This is a genomic window from Neisseria sp. P0022.S009, from assembly GCF_051956675.1.
Taxonomy (GTDB): domain Bacteria; phylum Pseudomonadota; class Gammaproteobacteria; order Burkholderiales; family Neisseriaceae; genus Neisseria.
Map to the genome: position 1 here is coordinate 168,271 of NZ_JBQCXE010000004.1, position 18,807 is coordinate 187,077.

17 protein-coding genes and 1 riboswitch are annotated in these 18,807 nt (G+C 53.1%); of the genes, 16 read left to right on the forward strand and 1 reads right to left on the reverse strand.

Annotation, left to right across the window (positions count from 1 at the left end; all coding sequences use genetic code 11):
- The first annotated feature begins 154 nt into the window (after positions 1 to 154).
- The 4 genes from ACTHUG_RS07485 (at position 155) to ACTHUG_RS07500 (ending at position 3,912) form a co-directional block, all read left to right on the forward strand.
- Entirely contained in the window at positions 155 to 499 is a 345-nt protein-coding gene (locus ACTHUG_RS07485; RefSeq protein WP_440386520.1) for a CidA/LrgA family protein, read from the forward strand.
- Positions 499 to 1,200, forward strand: a complete 702-nt coding sequence (locus ACTHUG_RS07490) for an LrgB family protein (RefSeq protein ID WP_440386521.1) — start codon at positions 499 to 501, stop codon at positions 1,198 to 1,200. Before ACTHUG_RS07485 ends, ACTHUG_RS07490 begins: the two co-directional genes overlap by 1 nt.
- Positions 1,201 to 1,243: 43 nt before the next feature.
- Positions 1,244 to 2,464 carry a bifunctional glutamate N-acetyltransferase/amino-acid acetyltransferase ArgJ gene (gene argJ, locus ACTHUG_RS07495; protein WP_049348113.1) on the forward strand — a complete coding sequence of 407 codons (1,221 nt, stop codon included), beginning with the start codon at positions 1,244 to 1,246 and terminating at the stop codon, positions 2,462 to 2,464.
- A 77-nt stretch (positions 2,465 to 2,541) separates the two neighbouring features.
- On the forward strand, positions 2,542 to 3,912 hold the full coding sequence (locus ACTHUG_RS07500; RefSeq protein ID WP_440386522.1) for a chloride channel protein: 1,371 nt from the start codon (positions 2,542 to 2,544) through the stop codon (positions 3,910 to 3,912).
- A 75-nt stretch (positions 3,913 to 3,987) separates the two neighbouring features.
- Here the strand turns inward: ACTHUG_RS07500 and ubiB are convergent, their stop codons facing one another.
- Positions 3,988 to 5,499, reverse strand: coding sequence for a ubiquinone biosynthesis regulatory protein kinase UbiB (ubiB, locus tag ACTHUG_RS07505; protein WP_440386523.1), 1,512 nt, complete (start codon positions 5,497 to 5,499; stop codon positions 3,988 to 3,990).
- Between the two features lie 206 nt (positions 5,500 to 5,705).
- Positions 5,706 to 5,802, forward strand: a riboswitch (glycine riboswitch).
- Between the two features lie 209 nt (positions 5,803 to 6,011).
- Here ubiB and gcvT point away from each other — a divergent pair.
- From gcvT to ACTHUG_RS07565, 12 genes are all read left to right on the forward strand, one after another.
- Entirely contained in the window at positions 6,012 to 7,112 is a 1,101-nt protein-coding gene (gene gcvT / locus ACTHUG_RS07510; RefSeq protein ID WP_304669585.1) for a glycine cleavage system aminomethyltransferase GcvT, read from the forward strand.
- Positions 7,113 to 7,259: 147 nt separating this feature from the next.
- Complete coding sequence (locus tag ACTHUG_RS07515; RefSeq protein ID WP_440386551.1) at positions 7,260 to 7,799, forward strand: hypothetical protein; 540 nt, start codon at positions 7,260 to 7,262, stop codon at positions 7,797 to 7,799.
- Between the two features lie 35 nt (positions 7,800 to 7,834).
- Positions 7,835 to 8,233, forward strand: a complete 399-nt coding sequence (gene gcvH, locus ACTHUG_RS07520) for a glycine cleavage system protein GcvH (RefSeq protein ID WP_036494010.1) — start codon at positions 7,835 to 7,837, stop codon at positions 8,231 to 8,233.
- 107 nt (positions 8,234 to 8,340) lie between these two features.
- Positions 8,341 to 8,892, forward strand: a complete 552-nt coding sequence (locus ACTHUG_RS07525) for a DNA-3-methyladenine glycosylase I (RefSeq protein WP_188211895.1) — start codon at positions 8,341 to 8,343, stop codon at positions 8,890 to 8,892.
- Between the two features lie 55 nt (positions 8,893 to 8,947).
- Positions 8,948 to 11,800, forward strand: a complete 2,853-nt coding sequence (gcvP, locus tag ACTHUG_RS07530) for an aminomethyl-transferring glycine dehydrogenase (protein WP_440386524.1) — start codon at positions 8,948 to 8,950, stop codon at positions 11,798 to 11,800.
- 226 nt (positions 11,801 to 12,026) lie between these two features.
- A complete protein-coding gene (gene thiD, locus ACTHUG_RS07535) occupies positions 12,027 to 12,836 on the forward strand; it encodes a bifunctional hydroxymethylpyrimidine kinase/phosphomethylpyrimidine kinase (protein ID WP_440386525.1) in 810 nt (269 codons plus the stop codon).
- 111 nt (positions 12,837 to 12,947) lie between these two features.
- The gene (locus ACTHUG_RS07540) at positions 12,948 to 13,367 is read left to right on the forward strand and encodes an OsmC family protein (RefSeq protein ID WP_440386526.1); all 420 of its coding nucleotides are present in this window, start codon (positions 12,948 to 12,950) and stop codon (positions 13,365 to 13,367) included.
- A 259-nt stretch (positions 13,368 to 13,626) separates the two neighbouring features.
- Positions 13,627 to 14,340, forward strand: coding sequence for a GntR family transcriptional regulator (locus tag ACTHUG_RS07545; protein ID WP_440386527.1), 714 nt, complete (start codon positions 13,627 to 13,629; stop codon positions 14,338 to 14,340).
- Positions 14,341 to 14,412: 72 nt separating this feature from the next.
- A complete protein-coding gene (locus ACTHUG_RS07550) occupies positions 14,413 to 15,192 on the forward strand; it encodes a DeoR/GlpR family DNA-binding transcription regulator (RefSeq protein ID WP_440386528.1) in 780 nt (259 codons plus the stop codon).
- Positions 15,193 to 15,342: 150 nt separating this feature from the next.
- The gene (locus ACTHUG_RS07555) at positions 15,343 to 15,942 is read left to right on the forward strand and encodes a hypothetical protein (RefSeq protein WP_070615842.1); all 600 of its coding nucleotides are present in this window, start codon (positions 15,343 to 15,345) and stop codon (positions 15,940 to 15,942) included.
- A 123-nt stretch (positions 15,943 to 16,065) separates the two neighbouring features.
- The gene (locus tag ACTHUG_RS07560) at positions 16,066 to 17,754 is read left to right on the forward strand and encodes a glutamine--tRNA ligase/YqeY domain fusion protein (RefSeq protein WP_440386529.1); all 1,689 of its coding nucleotides are present in this window, start codon (positions 16,066 to 16,068) and stop codon (positions 17,752 to 17,754) included.
- An 82-nt stretch (positions 17,755 to 17,836) separates the two neighbouring features.
- Positions 17,837 to 18,739 carry a DMT family transporter gene (locus tag ACTHUG_RS07565; protein ID WP_440386530.1) on the forward strand — a complete coding sequence of 301 codons (903 nt, stop codon included), beginning with the start codon at positions 17,837 to 17,839 and terminating at the stop codon, positions 18,737 to 18,739.
- Positions 18,740 to 18,807: the final 68 nt, after the last annotated feature.

Sequence of the window (18,807 nt, forward strand, 5' to 3'; positions counted from 1 at the left end):
TCCGAAGCCAATCCGCCGGAGCAATCATGCTTATCTTTCATTAAACTTGAAAGAAGGCGTTTCTTCCCTTTTCAGACGGCCTGTGGCACGATATGATTCAATGATTAATAAATTTTTTGAGGCCGTCTGAAAAAGATAGGGAGAAACCGGCTTAATGAATATTATTCGTGCCTTATTGGTGGTATTGGGTTGCCTGACTTTGGGCGAGGCGGCCGTTTGGATTTTGGGGTTGAAGCTGCCGGGCAGTATTGTCGGCATGGCTTTGCTGTTTGCCGCGCTTCAGGCCGGCTGGGTCAAATTGTCTTGGGTGGAAGAGCTGGCGGACATTTTGATGGCGAACCTGACTTTGTTTTTAGTGCCGCCTTGCGTAGCCGTCATCAGCTATTTGGATGTGATTGCAAACGACTGGTTTTCGATTTTGACGGCCACAATCGGCAGTACGGTGTGCGTGTTGTTGGTCACGGGCAAAGTACATGAGTGGGTCAGGAGGCTGATGTGATGGGCGATATCGACAATTTGTTGCGTATGCCCGTGCTTATGCTGTTTCTGACTTTGGCCGTGTATGCTTTGGCGGTGCGGATTCGGGTGCGCACGGGAAACGTTTTGTGCAATCCGGTATTGATCAGCACGCTGGTGTTGATGGGGTATTTGAAGGTATTTGCCATCGATTACGAGCTGTATCACGATGCGGCGCAGTTTATCGATTTTTGGTTGAAACCGGCGGTCGTATTGCTGGCCGTGCCGCTTTATCGAAATTGGAACCGTATCCGCAGCCAGTGGTTGCCGGTGGTGTTGTCGCAGTTGGCGGGCAGCGTGACGGGCATTGTTACGGGCGTGTATTTCGCCAAATGGCTGGGCGCGTCGCGCGATGTGGTTTTGTCGTTGGCTTCCAAATCGGTAACCAACCCGATTGCGATTGAAATCACGGCATCGGTCGGCGGTATTCCGGCGATTACGGCGGCAACGGTGATTATCGCCGGACTTTTTGGACAGATGGCCGGATATAAAGTGTTGAAAGGGGCGTTGTACATGCCTTCTTCAGTGGGAATGTCTTTAGGGACGGCTTCCCATGCGATGGGGATTGCGGCGTCTTTGGAATACGGCCGCCGTATGGCCGCCTATGCCGGTTTGGGTTTGACGCTCAACGGCGTATTGACGGCGGTATTGGTGCCTATTTTGATTCCCTTATTGGGCGTATAGCGTTTAGGCCGTCTGAAAACAGTGTAAAACAGGAGAAAATGATATGGCTGTAAATTTGACTGAAAAACGTGCAGACGAATTGTTGGAAATCGACGGCATCCGTCTGTTTACGGGTCGTGCCGGCATCAAGCAACAAAACCGCGACGATTTGACGCTGATGGTGTTGGGCGGCGGACATACGGTGGGCGCGGTGTTTACGCAAAACCGTTTCTGCGCCGCGCCGGTGCATATCGCCAAGTCGCACCTGTTTGACCAAGACGGCGTGTGTGCCTTGGTCGTCAATACGGGCAATGCTAATGCGGGTACCGGCGCACAAGGCCGTCTGGATGCGATTAAAGTGTGTGCGGCTGTGGCGGAACAGGTCGGCTGCCAATCCAATCAGGTGATGCCGTTTTCGACCGGCGTGATTTTGGAGCCGCTGCCTGTGGATAAAATCGTGGCCGCTTTGCCGCAAGTGCGCCCTGCATTCTGGTCGGACGCGGCGCGTGCCATCATGACGACGGATACTGTACCGAAAGCCGCTTCGCGCCAAGGCTTGGTCGGCGAAAAACACACAGTCCGCGCCACCGGCATCGCCAAAGGTTCGGGCATGATTCATCCGAACATGGCGACCATGTTGTCGTTTATCGCCACCGATGCCAAAGTGTCCCAGCCGATTTTACAGCTGATGACGCAAGAAATCGCAGACGAAAGTTTCAATACGATTACCGTGGACGGCGATACCAGCACCAACGACAGCTTCGTGATTATGGCGACAGGCCGTTGCGGTCAGAGCGAAATCGACAATACCGCCGATCCGCGCTATGCGCAGCTCAAAGCCTTGCTCGGTTCGCTGGCTCTGGAACTGGCGCAGGCGATTGTCCGTGATGGCGAGGGCGCGACCAAGTTCATCACGATTGAAGTGCAAAACGCGAAAACCCGCGAAGAAGCGCGCAAGGTGGCTTATGCCGTCGCCCATTCGCCTTTGGTGAAAACCGCGTTCTTTGCCTCCGACCCGAACTTGGGTCGTCTGTTGGCAGCCGTCGGCTATGCCGGTATTGAAGACTTGGACGTCGATGCTTTGAAAATGTGGCTGGATGACGTGTTGGTGGCCGAAAACGGCGGCCGTGCGGAAAGCTATACCGAAGAAGCAGGACAAGCAGTGATGAACCGTCCGGAAATCACCGTCCGCATCGATTTGCAACGCGGCGATACGGAGGCGGTTGTTTATACCTGCGATTTGTCGCACGAGTATGTGTCGATTAACGCGGATTACCGTTCTTAAAAACCTTTATCCTTGTGTTCAGACGGCCTTTGAGAAAAGCATCAAGGCCGTCTGAATACATTGACTGCGTGCCTATTATGAAATTTCCACAGACTTGGGCGGCGCGCCTCGCCCACAAAATCCGCCAAACCAAACGCCTGTCGAAAAAAAGCATGGCTTTTCTGTTTTTGCTGGCAGGCTCGGCGCTGGTTGCCCTGACGGCTTTGCTGTTTGCGCGTTTGGCGGATTTGGCTTTGGAATGGAATGCCTTGTTGGTAGGGAAATATCCGTGGTTTGCATGGGTGGCCTTGCCGCTGGGCTTGCCACTTTTGGCGTGGTTTACGCGCAAATTTGCGCCGTACACTTCCGGCAGCGGAATTCCGCAGGTCATCGCTTCGTTGTCTTTGCCGTATGGCGCGCAGAAAACCCGTCTGATTCGTCTGGGCGAAACCTTTTTTAAGATTCCGCTGACGTTTTTAGGCATGATTTTGGGGGCGTCGATCGGTAGGGAAGGGCCGTCTGTACAAGTGGGTGCGGCGGTCATGAACGCTTGGGGCGCGTGGTGTAAAAAGCACGGGCTGGCGTTTAGGGGCATGCAGGAAAACGATTTGATTGCCGCAGGCGCGGCCGGCGGTTTGGCGGCGGCGTTTAACGCGCCTTTGGCCGGCGTGGTGTTTGCCATCGAAGAATTGGGGCGCGGCGTGATTTTGCGTTGGGAGCGCCAAATCCTGATGGGCGTGTTGGCGGCCGGTTTCATTCAAGTGGCGATACAGGGCAACAACCCGTATTTTTCAGGGTTTCAAGGGCATGAGCTGCCAAACATGCTGATGTGGGCCGCAGTGTCGGGCATCGTCTGCGGCGTGGCAGGCGGATTGTTCGGCAGCTTTTTGTATCGCGGCGCGGCGGCATTCGCACCGGTGCGCTGGCGCAGTTTCATCCGCCGTCATTTGTTGGTGGTTGCCTTTGTAATGGGCATTTTGCTGGCGCTGCTCGGTACGTTTTATCAAGGCAAAACCTATGGCACGGGCTATCACGAAGCCGCAGCCGCACTCAAAGGTGCGTATGAAGCACCAATCGGCTTGGCCGCCGCAAAATGGGCGGCAACCGTGTTCAGCTATTGGGCAGGCATTCCCGGCGGTATCTTTACGCCGTCGTTAACCATCGGCGCGATGATAGGCGAACACATAGCCTCTTTCGCGCAACTGGGCGACGCGTCCAATGTCGCGGTTTTGCTCTGCATGGCCGCATTCCTTGCCGCCGCGACCCAATCGCCGTTGACCGCCGCCGTAGTGGTAATGGAAATGACGGGCGGACAGAATTTGCTGTTTTGGATGCTGCTGACGTGCATCTTCGCTTCGCAAGTCTCGCGCCAATTCTCGCCGCATCCGTTTTACCATGCCGCAGGTTTGCGCTTCAGACGGCATATCGAAGCCGAAAGCGGACATGTTCAGCACGAGAAAAAAGAATAGATAGGCATATAAAAGGCCGTCTGAAAATCAGATTTCAGACGGCCTTTTATATGTCGTTTAAAGCTGTATTGCGGTTTATTTAAACAGCAAAATCAGCAGCAACACAACCGCAATCATACCCAGCCACAGGCTTTGGCGTTGTTGCACTTTGACCAAATGCACATAGGCATCGCGCATTTCCTGTTGGCGGTTTTCATCAACCAACGCATTGATTTTGCGCGGCAGGGAAGGGATGATTTGCGCCCAGTCGGGGGCTTCGTTTTTGAGGTTGCGCCAAAGGGCTTTGGGGCCGACCTGTTCGTTCATCCATTTCACCAAAAACGGTTTGGCGGTTTTCCACAAATCCAAATCGGGATCAAGCTGGCGGCCCAATCCTTCGATGTTGAGCAGCGTTTTTTGCAGCAACACAAGCTGCGGCTGGATTTCGACATTGAAGCGGCGGCTGACTTCAAACAGGCGCATCAGCACCAAGCCGAAGGAAATTTGCGAAATCGGTTTGTTGAACACCGGCTCGCACACGGCACGGACGGCAGCTTCCAATTCTTCCGCACGCGTGTCGGCAGGTACCCAGCCCGATTCGATGTGGGCGGTGGCGACGCGGTGGTAATCGCGGTTGAAAAAGGCGAGGAAGTTGATGGCGAGATAGCGTTTGTCGTAGTCGGTCAGCGTGCCGACGATGCCGAAATCGAGGGCGATGTAGCGGTTGTCGGCGGCGACCAAAATATTGCCGGGGTGCATATCCGCGTGGAAAAAACCGTCGCGGAAAACTTGCGTGAAGAAGATTTCCACGCCGTAATCGGCAAGTTTATGCAAATCGATGCCGTCGGCTTTGAGTTTGGCGATGTCCGATACTGGCGTGCCGTCCATCCATTCGATGGTCAGTACGTCGCTGGTGCAGTAGTCGTAAAATACCTTCGGCACAATCAGCATATCGCTGTTTTGGAAGTTGCGACCGAGCTGGCTGGCATTGGCGGCTTCGCGCATCAAGTCCAATTCGTCGTGCAGGTATTTGTCAAATTCGGCCACCACTTCGCGCGGCTTCAAACGCTTGCCGTCTGAAAACAAACGCTCCACCCAGCCTGCACCAAAGCGCATCAGCGACAAATCCTGTTCGATAACGGGCAAAAGGTTAGGGCGCAAAACTTTCACTGCGACCTGTTCGCCCGAATGCAGGCGGGCTTTGTGTACTTGGGCGATGGACGCGCTGGCGACAGGTTCGGTTTCAAATTCCGCGTACAGCGTTTCGATGGATTGCCCCAGTGATTTTTCGATTTGCGAGCGTGAAAGCTGCGCGTCAAACGGCGGCACTTTGTCTTGCAACCTGGCCAGTTCGACCGCGTAATCATGCGGAATCAAGTCGGGGCGCGTGGACAATACCTGTCCGAATTTGATGAAAATCGGCCCCAGGCTTTCCAAAGCCAAACGCAGGCGTACGGCAGGCGTCTCGTGTTTGAACTTGGACGACTGCGGCAGCATATTGAGAAAAGTCCGCGCCCAACCCGGACGGACCAGCGAGGCAATCAGCTCGGCGAGGCGGTAGCGGTAGAGCGTGCAGAGGATGGTTTTGATGCGTTTGAGGCGGTTCATAGTGGGCGCGGATAAATCGAAAAAACAGAATTATATAGGAAAAACGGATAAGGGCTTCAGACGGCCTGAGACTTTTGCAAAAATGTTTGCCGCATATCCGGCAATTTCGCAAAGGTTTGCGGTCGGCCGTTTTGATAAAAAGATGAATATTCACATCATAAATATTCGTCGGCCACTTGCCCAAACCGCCGATTCAAGCCATAATCGGAGCATGTGCAGGAGAGAGCTACACACAACTACATGTAGCCACCGAAGGCGCAGACACCCTTAAATCGCTCAGGTATCAGGGACTGCACATTGAAACAAACAATCTGGAGAGCGGCGTTTGAATAACGTCCACCGAAGGGGAGAAGGCCGTCTGAACCACCATTCAGACAACCGCGCAAAGCAGTGAGCAGACTGGTTTGCCATCAAGCGGGTATGCCGAAAATCTCAGGTTCAAGGACAGATAGGGTCTTCCGCGCTGTTTATGTGCGGACGGCATCTGAACAATAAATCCGGAGAAGCTGAGAATGACTGCCCTGAAAACCACCCCGTTTCACCAAGCCCATCAAGATGCAGGCGCGAAGCTGGTCGATTTTGCCGGCTGGGAGCTGCCCATCCATTATGGTTCGCAAATCGCCGAACACGAAGCTGTGCGCACCGACGCAGGTATGTTCGACGTATCCCACATGCTCGTTACCGATGTCGCCGGAGCGAACGCCAAAGCCTTTTTCCGCAAACTGATTGCCAACGACGTTGCCAAACTTGCCTTCGTCGGCAAAGCCCTTTATTCCGCGCTGCTCAACGACAACGGTGGTGTGATTGACGACTTGATCGTTTACCGCACCAACGAAGCCGAAACCCAATACCGCATCGTATCCAACGGCGCGACCCGCGAGAAAGACACCGCCCAGTTCCACAAAGTCGGACAAGAATTCGGCGTCGCCTTCAACCCTCGTTACGACCTCGGTATGCTTGCCGTGCAAGGCCCTAAAGCCATTGAAAAACTCCTGACCGTCAAACCCGAATGGGCGGATGTCGTCCACAACCTGAAACCATTCCAAGGCGCGGATTTGGGCAACGATTGGTTTGTCGCCCGCACCGGTTACACCGGCGAAGACGGCGTCGAAGTCATCCTGCCCGGCACCGAAGCCGTCGCATTCTTCAAAGCCCTGCAAGCAGCAGGCGTACAGCCCTGCGGTCTCGGCGCACGCGACACCCTGCGCATGGAAGCCGGCATGAACCTCTACGGCAACGATATGGACGACGACACCAGCCCGCTCGAAGCAGGCATGGGTTGGACGGTCGATTTGAAAGACGAAAACCGCGACTTCGTCGGCAAAGCCGCCTTGCTGGCATTGAAAGAAAAAGGTGTTGCCGTCAAACAAGTCGGTTTGCTGCTCGACAAAGGCGGCATCCTGCGCGCGCATATGGAAGTGTTGACCGACAAAGGTAAAGGCGAAACCACCAGCGGCGTATTCTCGCCCAGCCTGAAACAATCCATCGCCATCGCTCGCGTGCCGAAAGATTTTGACGGCGATACCGCCAAAGTGCTGATTCGCGGCAAAGAAGTCGATGTGCGCGTACTGAAGCTGCCGTTTGTGCGCAACGGTCAAAAACAGTTTGATTAATATCGTTTCAGACGGCCTTTATTTATTAAGGGCCGTCTGAAAGCAGGTTTTAAGGAATTGTTATTTCCTATGAAAGCAACCTTCTGCAATTTATTGTTGGTATTTATGTTATCGGCTTGCGCTTCGTCTGCCGGCGAGCGCGGATTGATGTTTTTCGATACAGAAGGAAAATCCCGTACTGCAACATTTATGAAAACCGTTGGTGGCAATGGAAAGATTGTCGGCGAGGTAACGATAGACGGGGAATATGCTCTTGATATTATCCGCATGAATGATGATTTGAGTATTGCCGTGCAAGATAACAAGGGTAGAAGCCGTGCTTCCGACCTGAAATCGTTGTCGCAAGCGAAATCATTTACCCTGTTTGCGTTCAGCCGTTATGCGGGAACAGTTGAAGTGGATAAAGTATCGGCTGTTACAGGCATTTGTGCAGATTACCGCAGCAAAGGCCTGAAGGTTGCCATTGCAGACAATATGAATTCCAAACAAGGAATCGTTGTATTCCGCGCAAGCGGCATAATGGCAAGTAACAAGCGCAAGATAAACGAAGCATATTTGGATTATTCTGCATCCCCTAAACTTCCTTCCGCCCAAAAACAAAAATTGGAACAAGATAAAAACAATATGATTGCCGTCCATTACGGACGCTTAGAAGAATTAATCGCACGAGGTATCTGCGCACGCTAAGCTGTGCAGAGGCCGTCTGAAAATAACCCCTATCAATGGAGAATCAAACCATGAGCAACATCCCAGCCGAACTGAAATACGTTGCCAGCCACGAATGGCTGCGCCTTGAAGAAGACGGTACCATCACTGTCGGTATTACCCACCACGCGCAAGAGCTGTTGGGCGACATCGTGTTCGTCGAGCTGCCCGAAGTCGGTGCAAACCTGGCTGCCGAAGAGCAAGCCGGTGTGGTTGAGTCTGTGAAAGCAGCGTCCGACGTATACGCGCCGATTGCAGGCGAAGTCGTTGCCGTCAACGAAGATTTGCCCAGCGCGCCGGAAACTGCCAACAGCGACCCTTACGGCGCAGGCTGGTTCTTCAAAATCAAACCTGCCAACCCTGCCGATTACGACGGTCTGTTGACTGCCGAACAATACGCAGGCGAAGTAGCTTGATTTTTGCAAACATCCAAACAGGTTTTACGCCTGTTTGATGGTGCAGGTCTTAGGTCGTCTGAAAAATACTTTCAGACGGCCTTTGTTTCAATTTTTCCTCAATAAACATGAATTACTGCGAATTTGTCGCCACGCTACCCAACGATACGGACAACCCCAACCAACATTATCACAACACGCAATACGGTTTTCCGATTGAGGACGACAATGAATTGTTTGAGCGGCTGGTGTTGGAAATCAATCAGGCAGGATTGAGTTGGACGCTGATGCTGAAGAAGCAGCAGGCATTTCAGACGGCATTTAAAGGTTTCGACATCGAGACGGTCGCCGCATTTGACGAAGCCGATATTGAGCGGCTGCTTGCCGATACAGGCATCGTCCGCAATCGCCTGAAAATTAATGCAGCCATTTATAACGCGCGACAAATCAAACAAATACAGCAAGAATACGGCTCATTCAAAAACTGGCTGGATGCACACCATCCGCTCGACAAGGCTGAATGGGTGAAGCTGTTTAAAAAACATTTCAAATTTGTCGGCGGCGAAATCGTCGGCGAATTTCTGATGAGTACCGGCTACCTGCCCGGCGCGCATGCGGAAAGCTGTCCGGTTTATAGGGAAATATTGGCATGTCGTCCGAAGTGGGCGGAGGCCGTCTGAAACAACATCTGAAAGAAAAAGCGGTTTTGATACCGATAACAAAAAAGGAGTAGAAATGAAACTATCTGAATTATTCAACCCGAACGAATTTGCCGCGCGCCATTTGAGCTTTGGCGACGAGGCTGCGCTTTTGGAAGCGCTCGGCGAGAAGAGCATGGACGATTTTGTCGGCAACACCGTGCCGCAAAGCATCCGTATGCCGTCCGAACTCGATTTGCCCGAAGCCTTGACCGAGGCGGACGCATTGGCGAAATTGAAAGGCATTGCGTCGAAAAACGTGATCAACAAGTCCTATATCGGTTTGGGCTATTACCCGACCCGCGTGCCGAACGTGATTTTGCGCAACGTGTTGGAAAATCCGGGCTGGTACACCGCCTACACGCCGTATCAGGCGGAAATCGCGCAGGGTCGTTTGGAAGCGTTGCTGAACTTCCAACAAGTGTGTATCGATTTGACCGGTTTCCCTGTGGCAGGCGCGTCTTTGTTGGACGAGGCGACCGCCGCCGCCGAAGCGATGGCGATGGCGCATCGCGTGGGCAAGGTGAAATCCGAGCGTTTCTTTGTGGACGAGCGCGTTTATCCGCAGACGTTGGACGTGATGAAAACCCGCGCCAAATATTTCGGCTTTGAGCTGGTGGTCGGCGATTTTGCCCAAGCGGATGAAGGCGAATACTTTGGCGCGCTGTTCCAATACGTCGGCAAAGACGGCGACGTGCAAGACTTGCAGGACGTTATCGGCCGTCTGAAAGCCAAAGGCACAATCGTTGCCGTTGCCGCCGACATCATGAGCTTGGTTTTGCTGAAATCGCCTGCCGAATTGGGCGCGGATATTGCTTTGGGCAACACCCAACGCTTCGGCGTACCGATGGGCTTCGGCGGGCCGCACGCTGCTTATTTTGCGTTTAAAGACGAGTTCAAACGTTCCGCCCCGGGCCGCATCATCGGCGTATCCAAAGACGCATCGGGCAAACCTGCCTTGCGCATGGCTTTGTCCACCCGCGAGCAACACATCCGCCGCGAAAAAGCGACATCCAATATTTGTACCGCACAAGCATTGCTGGCGAACTTGGCCGGCATGTACGCCGTTTACCACGGCCCCGAAGGCGTGAAACGCATCGCCAACCGTATTCACGCGCTGGCTTCTGCCTTTGCCGATGCGCTGGTTTCAGACGGCCTGAATGTGGTTCACAAAGTCTTCTTCGATACCGTTACCGTTGATTTCGGCAGCAAAGAGAAAGCAGACCAAGTGTTTGCCGCTGCTTTGAAGTCGGGTTACAACCTGCGCCGCGTCAACGATACTCAAGTTGCGGCTGCATTCCATGAAACTTCGACACGCGAAGATTTAACCGATTTGTACCGCGCGTTTACCGGCAAGGATACGGCTACATTTGCCGATGACGTCAAAGGCCGTCTGAACGCCGAGTTGCTGCGTCAGGACGACATTCTGCAACATCCCGTGTTCAACCGTTACCACACCGAACACGAAATGTTGCGCTACCTGAAAAAACTCGAAGACCGCGATTTGGCGATGAACCGCAGCATGATTTCGCTCGGTAGCTGCACCATGAAGCTCAATGCGACTGCAGAAATGTTGCCGATTACTTGGGCAGAGTTCACCGACATCCACCCCTACGCCCCCAAAGACCAAGCCGCAGGCTACCGCGAACTCTTGACCGACATGGAAAACAGCCTGAAAGCCATCACCGGCTTTGACGCAATTTCCTTCCAGCCCAACTCCGGCGCGCAGGGTGAATACAGCGGCATGCTCTCCATCCGCCGCTATCAAGAAGCCAACGGCGAGGGACACCGCAACATCTGCCTGATTCCCAAATCCGCCCACGGCACCAACCCCGCCACTGCCGCCATGCTGGGTTTGAAAGTCGTCGTCGTTGATACCGACGAACACGGCAACGTCAACATCGACGATTTGAAAGCCAAAGCCGAGCAACACCGCGACGCTTTGTCCGCCATCATGATTACCTACCCGTCCACCCACGGCGTGTACGAAGAAGGCATCCGCGACATCTGCCGCATCATCCATGAAAACGGCGGACAGGTTTACATGGACGGCGCCAACCTCAACGCCCAAATCGGCATCATGCAGCCTGCGGAGGTCGGTGCGGACGTGTTGCACATGAACCTGCACAAAACCTTCTGTATCCCTCACGGCGGCGGCGGCCCGGGCGTCGGCCCTATCGGTTTGAAAGCCCACCTCGCTCCGTTTGCACCGGGACACGCCTTGACCGACACCCACAGCGCCAGTGCCGACCAAACCGCCGTTGCTGCTGCGGCCTTCGGTTCTGCGTCCATCCTGCCGATTACTTGGATGTACCTGACCATGATGGGCAAACAAGGCATGGAACAGGCAACGCGCTGGGCATTGCTCAATGCCAACTACGTCGCCAAACGCCTGAGCGAAGATTATCCGATTCTGTATGCAGGCAAAAACGGCCGCGTCGCACATGAATGTATCGTTGATTTGCGTCCGCTCAAAGCCGAAAGCGGCATCACAGAAACCGACATTGCCAAACGCCTGATGGACTACGGTTTCCACGCGCCGACGGTTTCCTTCCCCGTTGCCGGCACGCTGATGATCGAGCCGACCGAGAGCGAAAGCAAAGCCGAACTCGACCGCTTCATCGCTGCCCTGAAACAAATCAAACAGGAAGTGCTGAAAGTCGAGCGCGGCGAATGGCCGAAAGACGACAATCCGCTGGTCAACGCCCCGCACACCGCCGCCGACGTAACCGGTGAATGGGCGCATCCGTATTCCCGCGAAGAAGCCGTCTTCCCGCTGCCGTTCGTGCGTGAAAACAAATTCTGGCCGAGCGTGAAACGTTTGGATGAGGTCTATGGCGACCGCAATCTGGTTTGCTCCTGCTTGCCGATTGACGCATACGAAGATTAAGCCTGAATAGGTTTAACATTGAACAGGCCGTCTGAAAATGAAAATAGTTTTCAGACGGCCTTTTGTTTGTTAAGATATTCCGCCCGAGAACGTACGTTTGTTTTGGGTAAAACAACAAATAAGGCTTTCGGAAAGATAGACGGCGCATGCCTTTGTTTGCGGATAAAACCAAAACGGCTTTCAACAACGATAAGCAAAAGGCCGTCTGAAAAACAAGGAGGACACGATGGACGAACTTTTTATTCAAACGCTGACGATTGCCGGTTCCGATTCCGGCGGCGGCGCAGGCATACAGGCGGATTTGAAGACATTTCAAATGCGTGGCGTGTTCGGTACCAGCGTACTGACCGCGGTTACTGCACAAAATACTTTGGGCGTATCGGCGGTGCATCCGATACCGACCGACATGATTGCCGCGCAGATTGCCGCGATTCAGGAGGATTTTCAAATCCGCGCCTATAAAATCGGCATGCTGGGTACGGCGGAAATCATCGAATGCGTAGCGGAACAAACCGCCGAATGCGATTTCGGCAAACGCGTGTTGGACCCGGTCATGATTGCCAAAGGCGGCGCGCCGTTGTTGGAAAATTCAGCCGTCGAAGCCATGAAACGCCTGCTGCTGCCGCATACGGACGTATTGACCCCCAATCTGCCCGAAGCGCAGGCCTTGACGGGTATTAATATTGAAAACCGCCAAGATGCGGAACGCGCCGCTAAAATTCTTCAGGATTGGGGTGTGAAAAATGTGGTGATTAAAGGCGGCCATCTTGCCGACAGTCAAAGCGAATATTGCACCGACTGGCTGTTTACGCCAAACGAAACCATCGAGCTGAACAGCAAACGTTTCCCAACGCCGCATACGCATGGCACAGGCTGCACGTTTTCGGCCTGCATTGCTGCCGAGCTGGCAAAAGGGTTTAGCGTGCCCGAGGCGGTTCAAACGGCAAAAAACTATATTGCCGCCGCCATTTCCCATCCTTTGGGCATCGGGGCAGGGCACGGGCCAGTCAACCATTGGGCGTATCGGGACGAATAACGCGTTCGGCCCGATTGTAATTGATTGTATTTTTCAGACGGCCTGACTAGGTTTATTACTAGGAATTGTTTACAATATCGGATTAATGCTTTTACGGATAAAAAAGACACCATGCAAGTTACCTCAAAATGGATAGACGGAATGTGCTTCGTCGGTACAACGGCAAACGGACACAGCGTCGTAATGGAAGGCGCGGCGGCTGAAGGCGAAGTCAAACGCGGCCCCAGCCCGATGGAAATGCTGTTGTTGGGTGTAGCAGGCTGCTCCAGCATCGATGTGGTGATGATTGCCGAGAAACAACGCCAAAGAATTACCGACTGCCGTGCCGAAGTGACTGCCAAACGCGCCGACACCGCGCCGCGCGTGTTTACCGAAATCCATATCCATTTCAAAGTGTATGGTCGGGATTTGCAAGAAAGCGCGATTGAACGCGCCGTACAGATGTCTGCCGAAAAATATTGCTCCGCATCGATTATGCTGGGCAAAGCGGCAAAAATGAGCCACAGCTTCGAAATTGTCGAAGCAGAATAGGGCGGTTTTCAAGGAAAAAGCCGGAGCGTGAAACGGCTGCCCACAAAAAAGCAGATATATTCACGCATTAACATGAATATATCTGCTTGCTTTTTATTCCTTTTTCTCTCTCTCTATCAGCCTTTATAACTTGGCTTGTTGACCTCATTGTGCAAGTTTCGTTTAACATTGTCAACAATTTTTAATTATATTTTAACCAACCCTGAAATATGCAGGTCTGCAAGCCATTGCGCCTCAACACAAATACTGGGGAAACATTATGGATTACGAAAATAATACCAACGTTGCGCCTGCAACTTCATCGCTTATTTTGGAAGAGCGTCACGATTCCGAGCTCTTCCGCGTGTACGCATTGATTTTGGACGGGATTACCGACCATCTGCTGCTGCCGGGTAAAAAACTGACCGAGTCCGAGCTTTGCCGACAAATGGTTTGCTCGCGCAATACCGTGCGTGGCGCATTATCGCTTTTGGCACACGACAAAATCGTCGATTTGCAGCCCAATCGCGGCGCATTTGTCCATGTGCCGGACTTGAAAGAAATGAAAGACGTGTTCAACACGCGTATCGAAATGGAAAGCATGATTCTGAGCGTCCTCATCGATATGCCTGATTTGGAAACGCGTTTGAAACCGCTTTACTCTATGATTGAGCAAGAGGGCGCAGCCTCCGAAAGCGGCGACCGCGTGGGTTGGAACCGCCTGTCCAATGCCTTCCATGTCGAATTGGCGCGGCTGCTGGACAACGATGTCCTGTTTGAAATCATGAATACCTTGTGTGCACGTTCTTCATTGATTGTGGCTGTTTCCGATCCGCTTCGCAAAGAAAAGCGCAACATCGATTCAAATTCGCACCATGAACACCGAGAAATCCTCGATTTGTTGTTGGCAGGCAAGCGCAACCGTGTGACCAAAGTCATGCGCCGCCACTTGAGCGCGTGCATCGAACGCTTGGAACAGAAACTCGAAATGTAATCGGTTTGACAATAAAAAGGCCGTCTGAAATATTCAGACGGCCATTGGTTTATCCCTGCAAAGCAAAACGCCATGAAACCCAAAATCCAAAGACACGAACATATCCTCACCCTTATCCGCGAACATAACTTCATGACGGTGGAAGAGCTGGCAGCGAATTTGGATGTGACGCCGCAAACCATACGCCGCGATGTGCAGGAATTGAGCGAAACCGGACAACTCAAACGCTATCACGGCGGCGCGTCTTTGGGCGACGTTTCAGTCGTAACGGCAGGGCAGGAGCGGCGCAACCATCAGCAACAGGAAAAAAACGCCATTGCCAGGCTGATTGCTTCCACCATTCCCGACAATGCCTCGCTCTTTATCAGCATCGGCACAACCATGGAAGCCGTCGCTGCCGAGTTGGTTAGACAGCGTAAAAACCTGCGGATTATCACCAACAACATTTACGCCGCCTCCATCACCGCGGCGCGTACCGACTACACGGTTATCATCGCTTCCGGCGTGGTCCGCCCCTTGGATGGCGGCATTACGGGCGTGGCGACCGTCGATTTCATCAACCAATTCAAAGTCGACTATGCCATCATGAGTACCCACGGCATAGAAAACGACGGCTCGCTTTTGGATGACGATTACAAGGAAGTCAGCGTCATGCAGGCGATGGTGAACAATGCCCGCGTGCGCTATCTCGGCGTCGATCACAGCAAGTTTAACAGCAATGCCCTGGTCAGACTGGGCGATATCGGCGCATTTGATAAGCTATTTACCGACCGCACACCATCCGCCGCCATGCAGAAAACCCTAAATGAGCGCGGCGTGGCGTGGCAGGTTGCCGAACTTATGCCGCTTTGAGTTCGGTTGTTATAAAAAATTAATGAAATTCGGGTACAATGGGGAGGCATTTTCAGATGGCTGTTATTTGATGAGTAGGCCGTCTGAAATCCAATCATCCGTCCATAAATGTTCTTTGATTCAGGAGAACAGTTTTGAAAAGCAGTAAAGATGAATTTTCCCCGTATTAGCGAAAAAAAATTTGCCGGCCTTTCATTGGCAGGCAGTATCGTTATTATCATCACTACTTCGATATGGTTCTATCTGGTAGGTCCTGAAGGTTTTGACAGCACATTGATTGCCGGTATGTTGATGCTTGTCTCGGCGAATCTGGTTTATGCTCTGTTTTACCGGCGTTTGCGTCCCGCTACGTTGGCGGGCAGCTTGTGGGCGACAGCCATCGTTTGGGTTTGGTATATGATAGAGGTGCTCGATGAGCTCGCTTACATTCGGCACGGTTCAGGTGATTTGTGGTTTGTGTTGCCTTTATTCTATGGCATCTCGCTGATTGCTTCCATTATCGCCACCGCAGCCCGCACCAAGCTGCTCTCTTTGGAAAAATCCTCGCTTCAAGCATTTTGGGCGTCTATGAGCTGGTCTTTTATCGGCAATGCCGGTTTGCTTTGGATTTTTTACCCAATCGCACTTTTGATTATTTTAGGTATCGTTCTGTTGATTAATCTGCTGGTCAAGTTGATCGATTCATCAATGGCACCCAAACGTATGGAAGACAATACTTCCAACCATTCCAATCTTCCATCAGATTCATAATTACCCATGCAGAGGTCGTCTGAAATGGTTTTCGGACGACCTCTGTGACTTGTATTTACTGTAAAGCCGTCCTGTTTTCAGGTAAAATCGGTACGACATAATATTTTCAGATAGCTCCCGACCATGCTCAATAAAGACCAATTCGCGGACAACCACTTTATCCGCACTATCATCGAAGAAGACCTAAAAAGCGGCAAACACGAAGCCATTCAAACCCGCTTCCCGCCCGAACCCAACGGCTACCTGCACATCGGTCACGCCAAATCCATCTGCTTAAACTTCGGTTTGGCTTATATTTATGACGGCTTGTGCAACCTGCGTTTCGATGACACCAACCCCGAAAAAGAAAACGACGAATACGTCAACGCCATCAAAGAAGACGTTGAGTGGCTTGGTTTCCATTGGGCGGGCGAACCGCGTTTCGCTTCCAACTATTTCGACCAGCTGTATGACTACGCCGTCGGTTTAATCAAAGACGGCAAGGCCTATGTCGATGATTTGACGCCCGAAGAAATGCGCGAATACCGCGGCACGCTGACTGAAGCGGGCAAAAACAGCCCTTATCGCGACCGCAGCGTCGAAGAAAACCTCGACCTGTTTACGCGCATGAAAAACGGCGAATTCCCCGACGGCAGCAAAACCCTGCGCCTGAAAATTGACATGGCATCAGGCAACATTAATATGCGCGACCCCGTCATCTACCGCATCCGCCGCGCCCATCACCACAACACCGGCGACAAATGGTGCATCTACCCGATGTACGATTACACGCATTGCATTTCCGATGCCATCGAAGGCATCACGCATTCCTTGTGTACACTCGAATTTGAAGCACACCGTCCACTGTACGACTGGGTGTTGGACAACATTCCTGCGCCGCACGCCACGCGTCCGCGCCAATACGAGTTTTCCCGTTTGGAGCTTCTGTATTCCATCACGTCCAAACGCAAGCTGAACCAACTGGTTTCAGACGGCCACGTTGCCGGCTGGGATGATCCGCGTATGCCGACCATTTCCGGTATGCGCCGCCGCGGCTACACGCCGGAAGGCCTGCGCTTGTTTGCCAAACGCGCCGGTATTTCCAAATCTGAAAACATCGTCGATATGAGCGTGTTGGAAGGCGCGATTCGTGAAGAGCTGGAAAACTCCGCACCGCGCCTGATGGCGGTTTTGAACCCGCTCAAAGTCACCCTGACCAACTTTGAAGCCGGCAAAACCCAAAGCCGCCGTGCCACGTTCCATCCGAACCACGAAGAAATGGGCGATCGCGAAGTGCCTGTTTCCCAAACCATCTACATCGAAGCCGACGACTTTGCCGAAAATCCGCCCAAAGGCTTCAAACGCCTGATTCCCGGCGGTGAAGTGCGCTTGCGCCACGGCTATGTCATCAAGTGCGATGAAGTAGTAAAAGACGAAGCAGGCAATGTGGTTGAACTCAAATGCAGCATCGACCACGATACCTTGGGCAAAAATCCCGAAGGCCGCAAAGTCAAAGGCGTGATTCACTGGGTGTCTGCCGAACACGCCGCCGAAATCAAAGTCCGTCTGTACGACCGCCTCTTTACCGTCGAACGTCCCGATGCCGTGCGCGGCGAAGACGGCAACTACCTGCCGTTTACCGATTTCCTCAACCCTGAATCCATCAAGGAAATCACCGCCTACGCCGAGCCTGTCGCAAAAGATTTGCCGGCAGAGAGCCGTTGGCAGTTTGAGCGCATCGGCTATTTCGTCACCGACCGCAAAGACCACAGCAAAGACACGCCGGTGTTTAACCGAACGGTAACGCTGAAAGATTCTTGGCAGCCTAAGTAATCTGTTTGCAGTCGCTAAATTGAAGGCCGTCTGAAAACTTGAAATCCGGTTTTCAGACGGCCTTTGTCGATAAAGGGATGAGATGGAACGTTATTCTGTACATTTGAAACTGCTGGGAATGGCGGTGTTGTGGGGCGCGTCCTGGCCGATGGGGCGGGTGCTGGGGCAGTCGCTGCCGCCGCTGACGGGCGGGGCGGTTCGGTTTGTCTTGGCTTCGGTTTTGTTGTTGGGCTGGTTGTTTGCGCGTAGCAGGTTCACGACTTTGGCGGCTTTGTCGGCGCGGCAATGGCTGGGTTTGACGGCGGCTGCTTCCGTCGGCGTGTGCGGCTATGCGGTGTTTTTTATGCTGGGTTTGCAGACTATGCCGGCAGGCAAGGCGGCGGTGGTTGTGGCGGTGAATCCCGTGTTGACGCTACTGTTGGCAACTTGGTTTTTCGGCGAGCGTTTAAATGCGAAGATTTTGGCGGGTATGCTGCTGGCGGTCGGCGGTGCCATTATGGTGGTAACGCAAGGGCAGCCGTTGACGGTATTGTCGGGTGGCATCAAGGCGGGGGAGTGGCTGATTTTCGGCTGCGTGGTCTGTTGGGCGGCTTATACCTTAATCGGTCGCGCGGTTTTGCGCGGGATAGATGCGCTGACGGTAACGACGGCAACGTCGTTCATCGGCGCGCTGATGTTGTCAGTGGTGGCGTTGTGGACGGACGGATTGCCTTTTGAGGCAATGGCGGCGATGGATGCACGCGGTTGGACGGCATTGGCGTGGCTGGTCATCGGCGCGACGGTATTGGCCTACGCGTGGTATTTCGAAGGCGTAAAGACTTTGGGTGCAGGCAGCGCGGCAGCGTATATTACGCTCGTGCCGATTTTCGGTATGCTGTCTTCGGCTTGGGTTTTGGGCGAACCGCTGCATATTTCGCTGGTTGCGGGCTGCGCGGCGGCGGTCGGCGGCATGACGCTGATGCGGTACGGGCAGAGGGCCGTCTGAAGTTGGGTAAATACTCGGATTTTGGGCGATGGGGTTGTGATTGCCAAGCTGTTGCCGGCCATAATCTT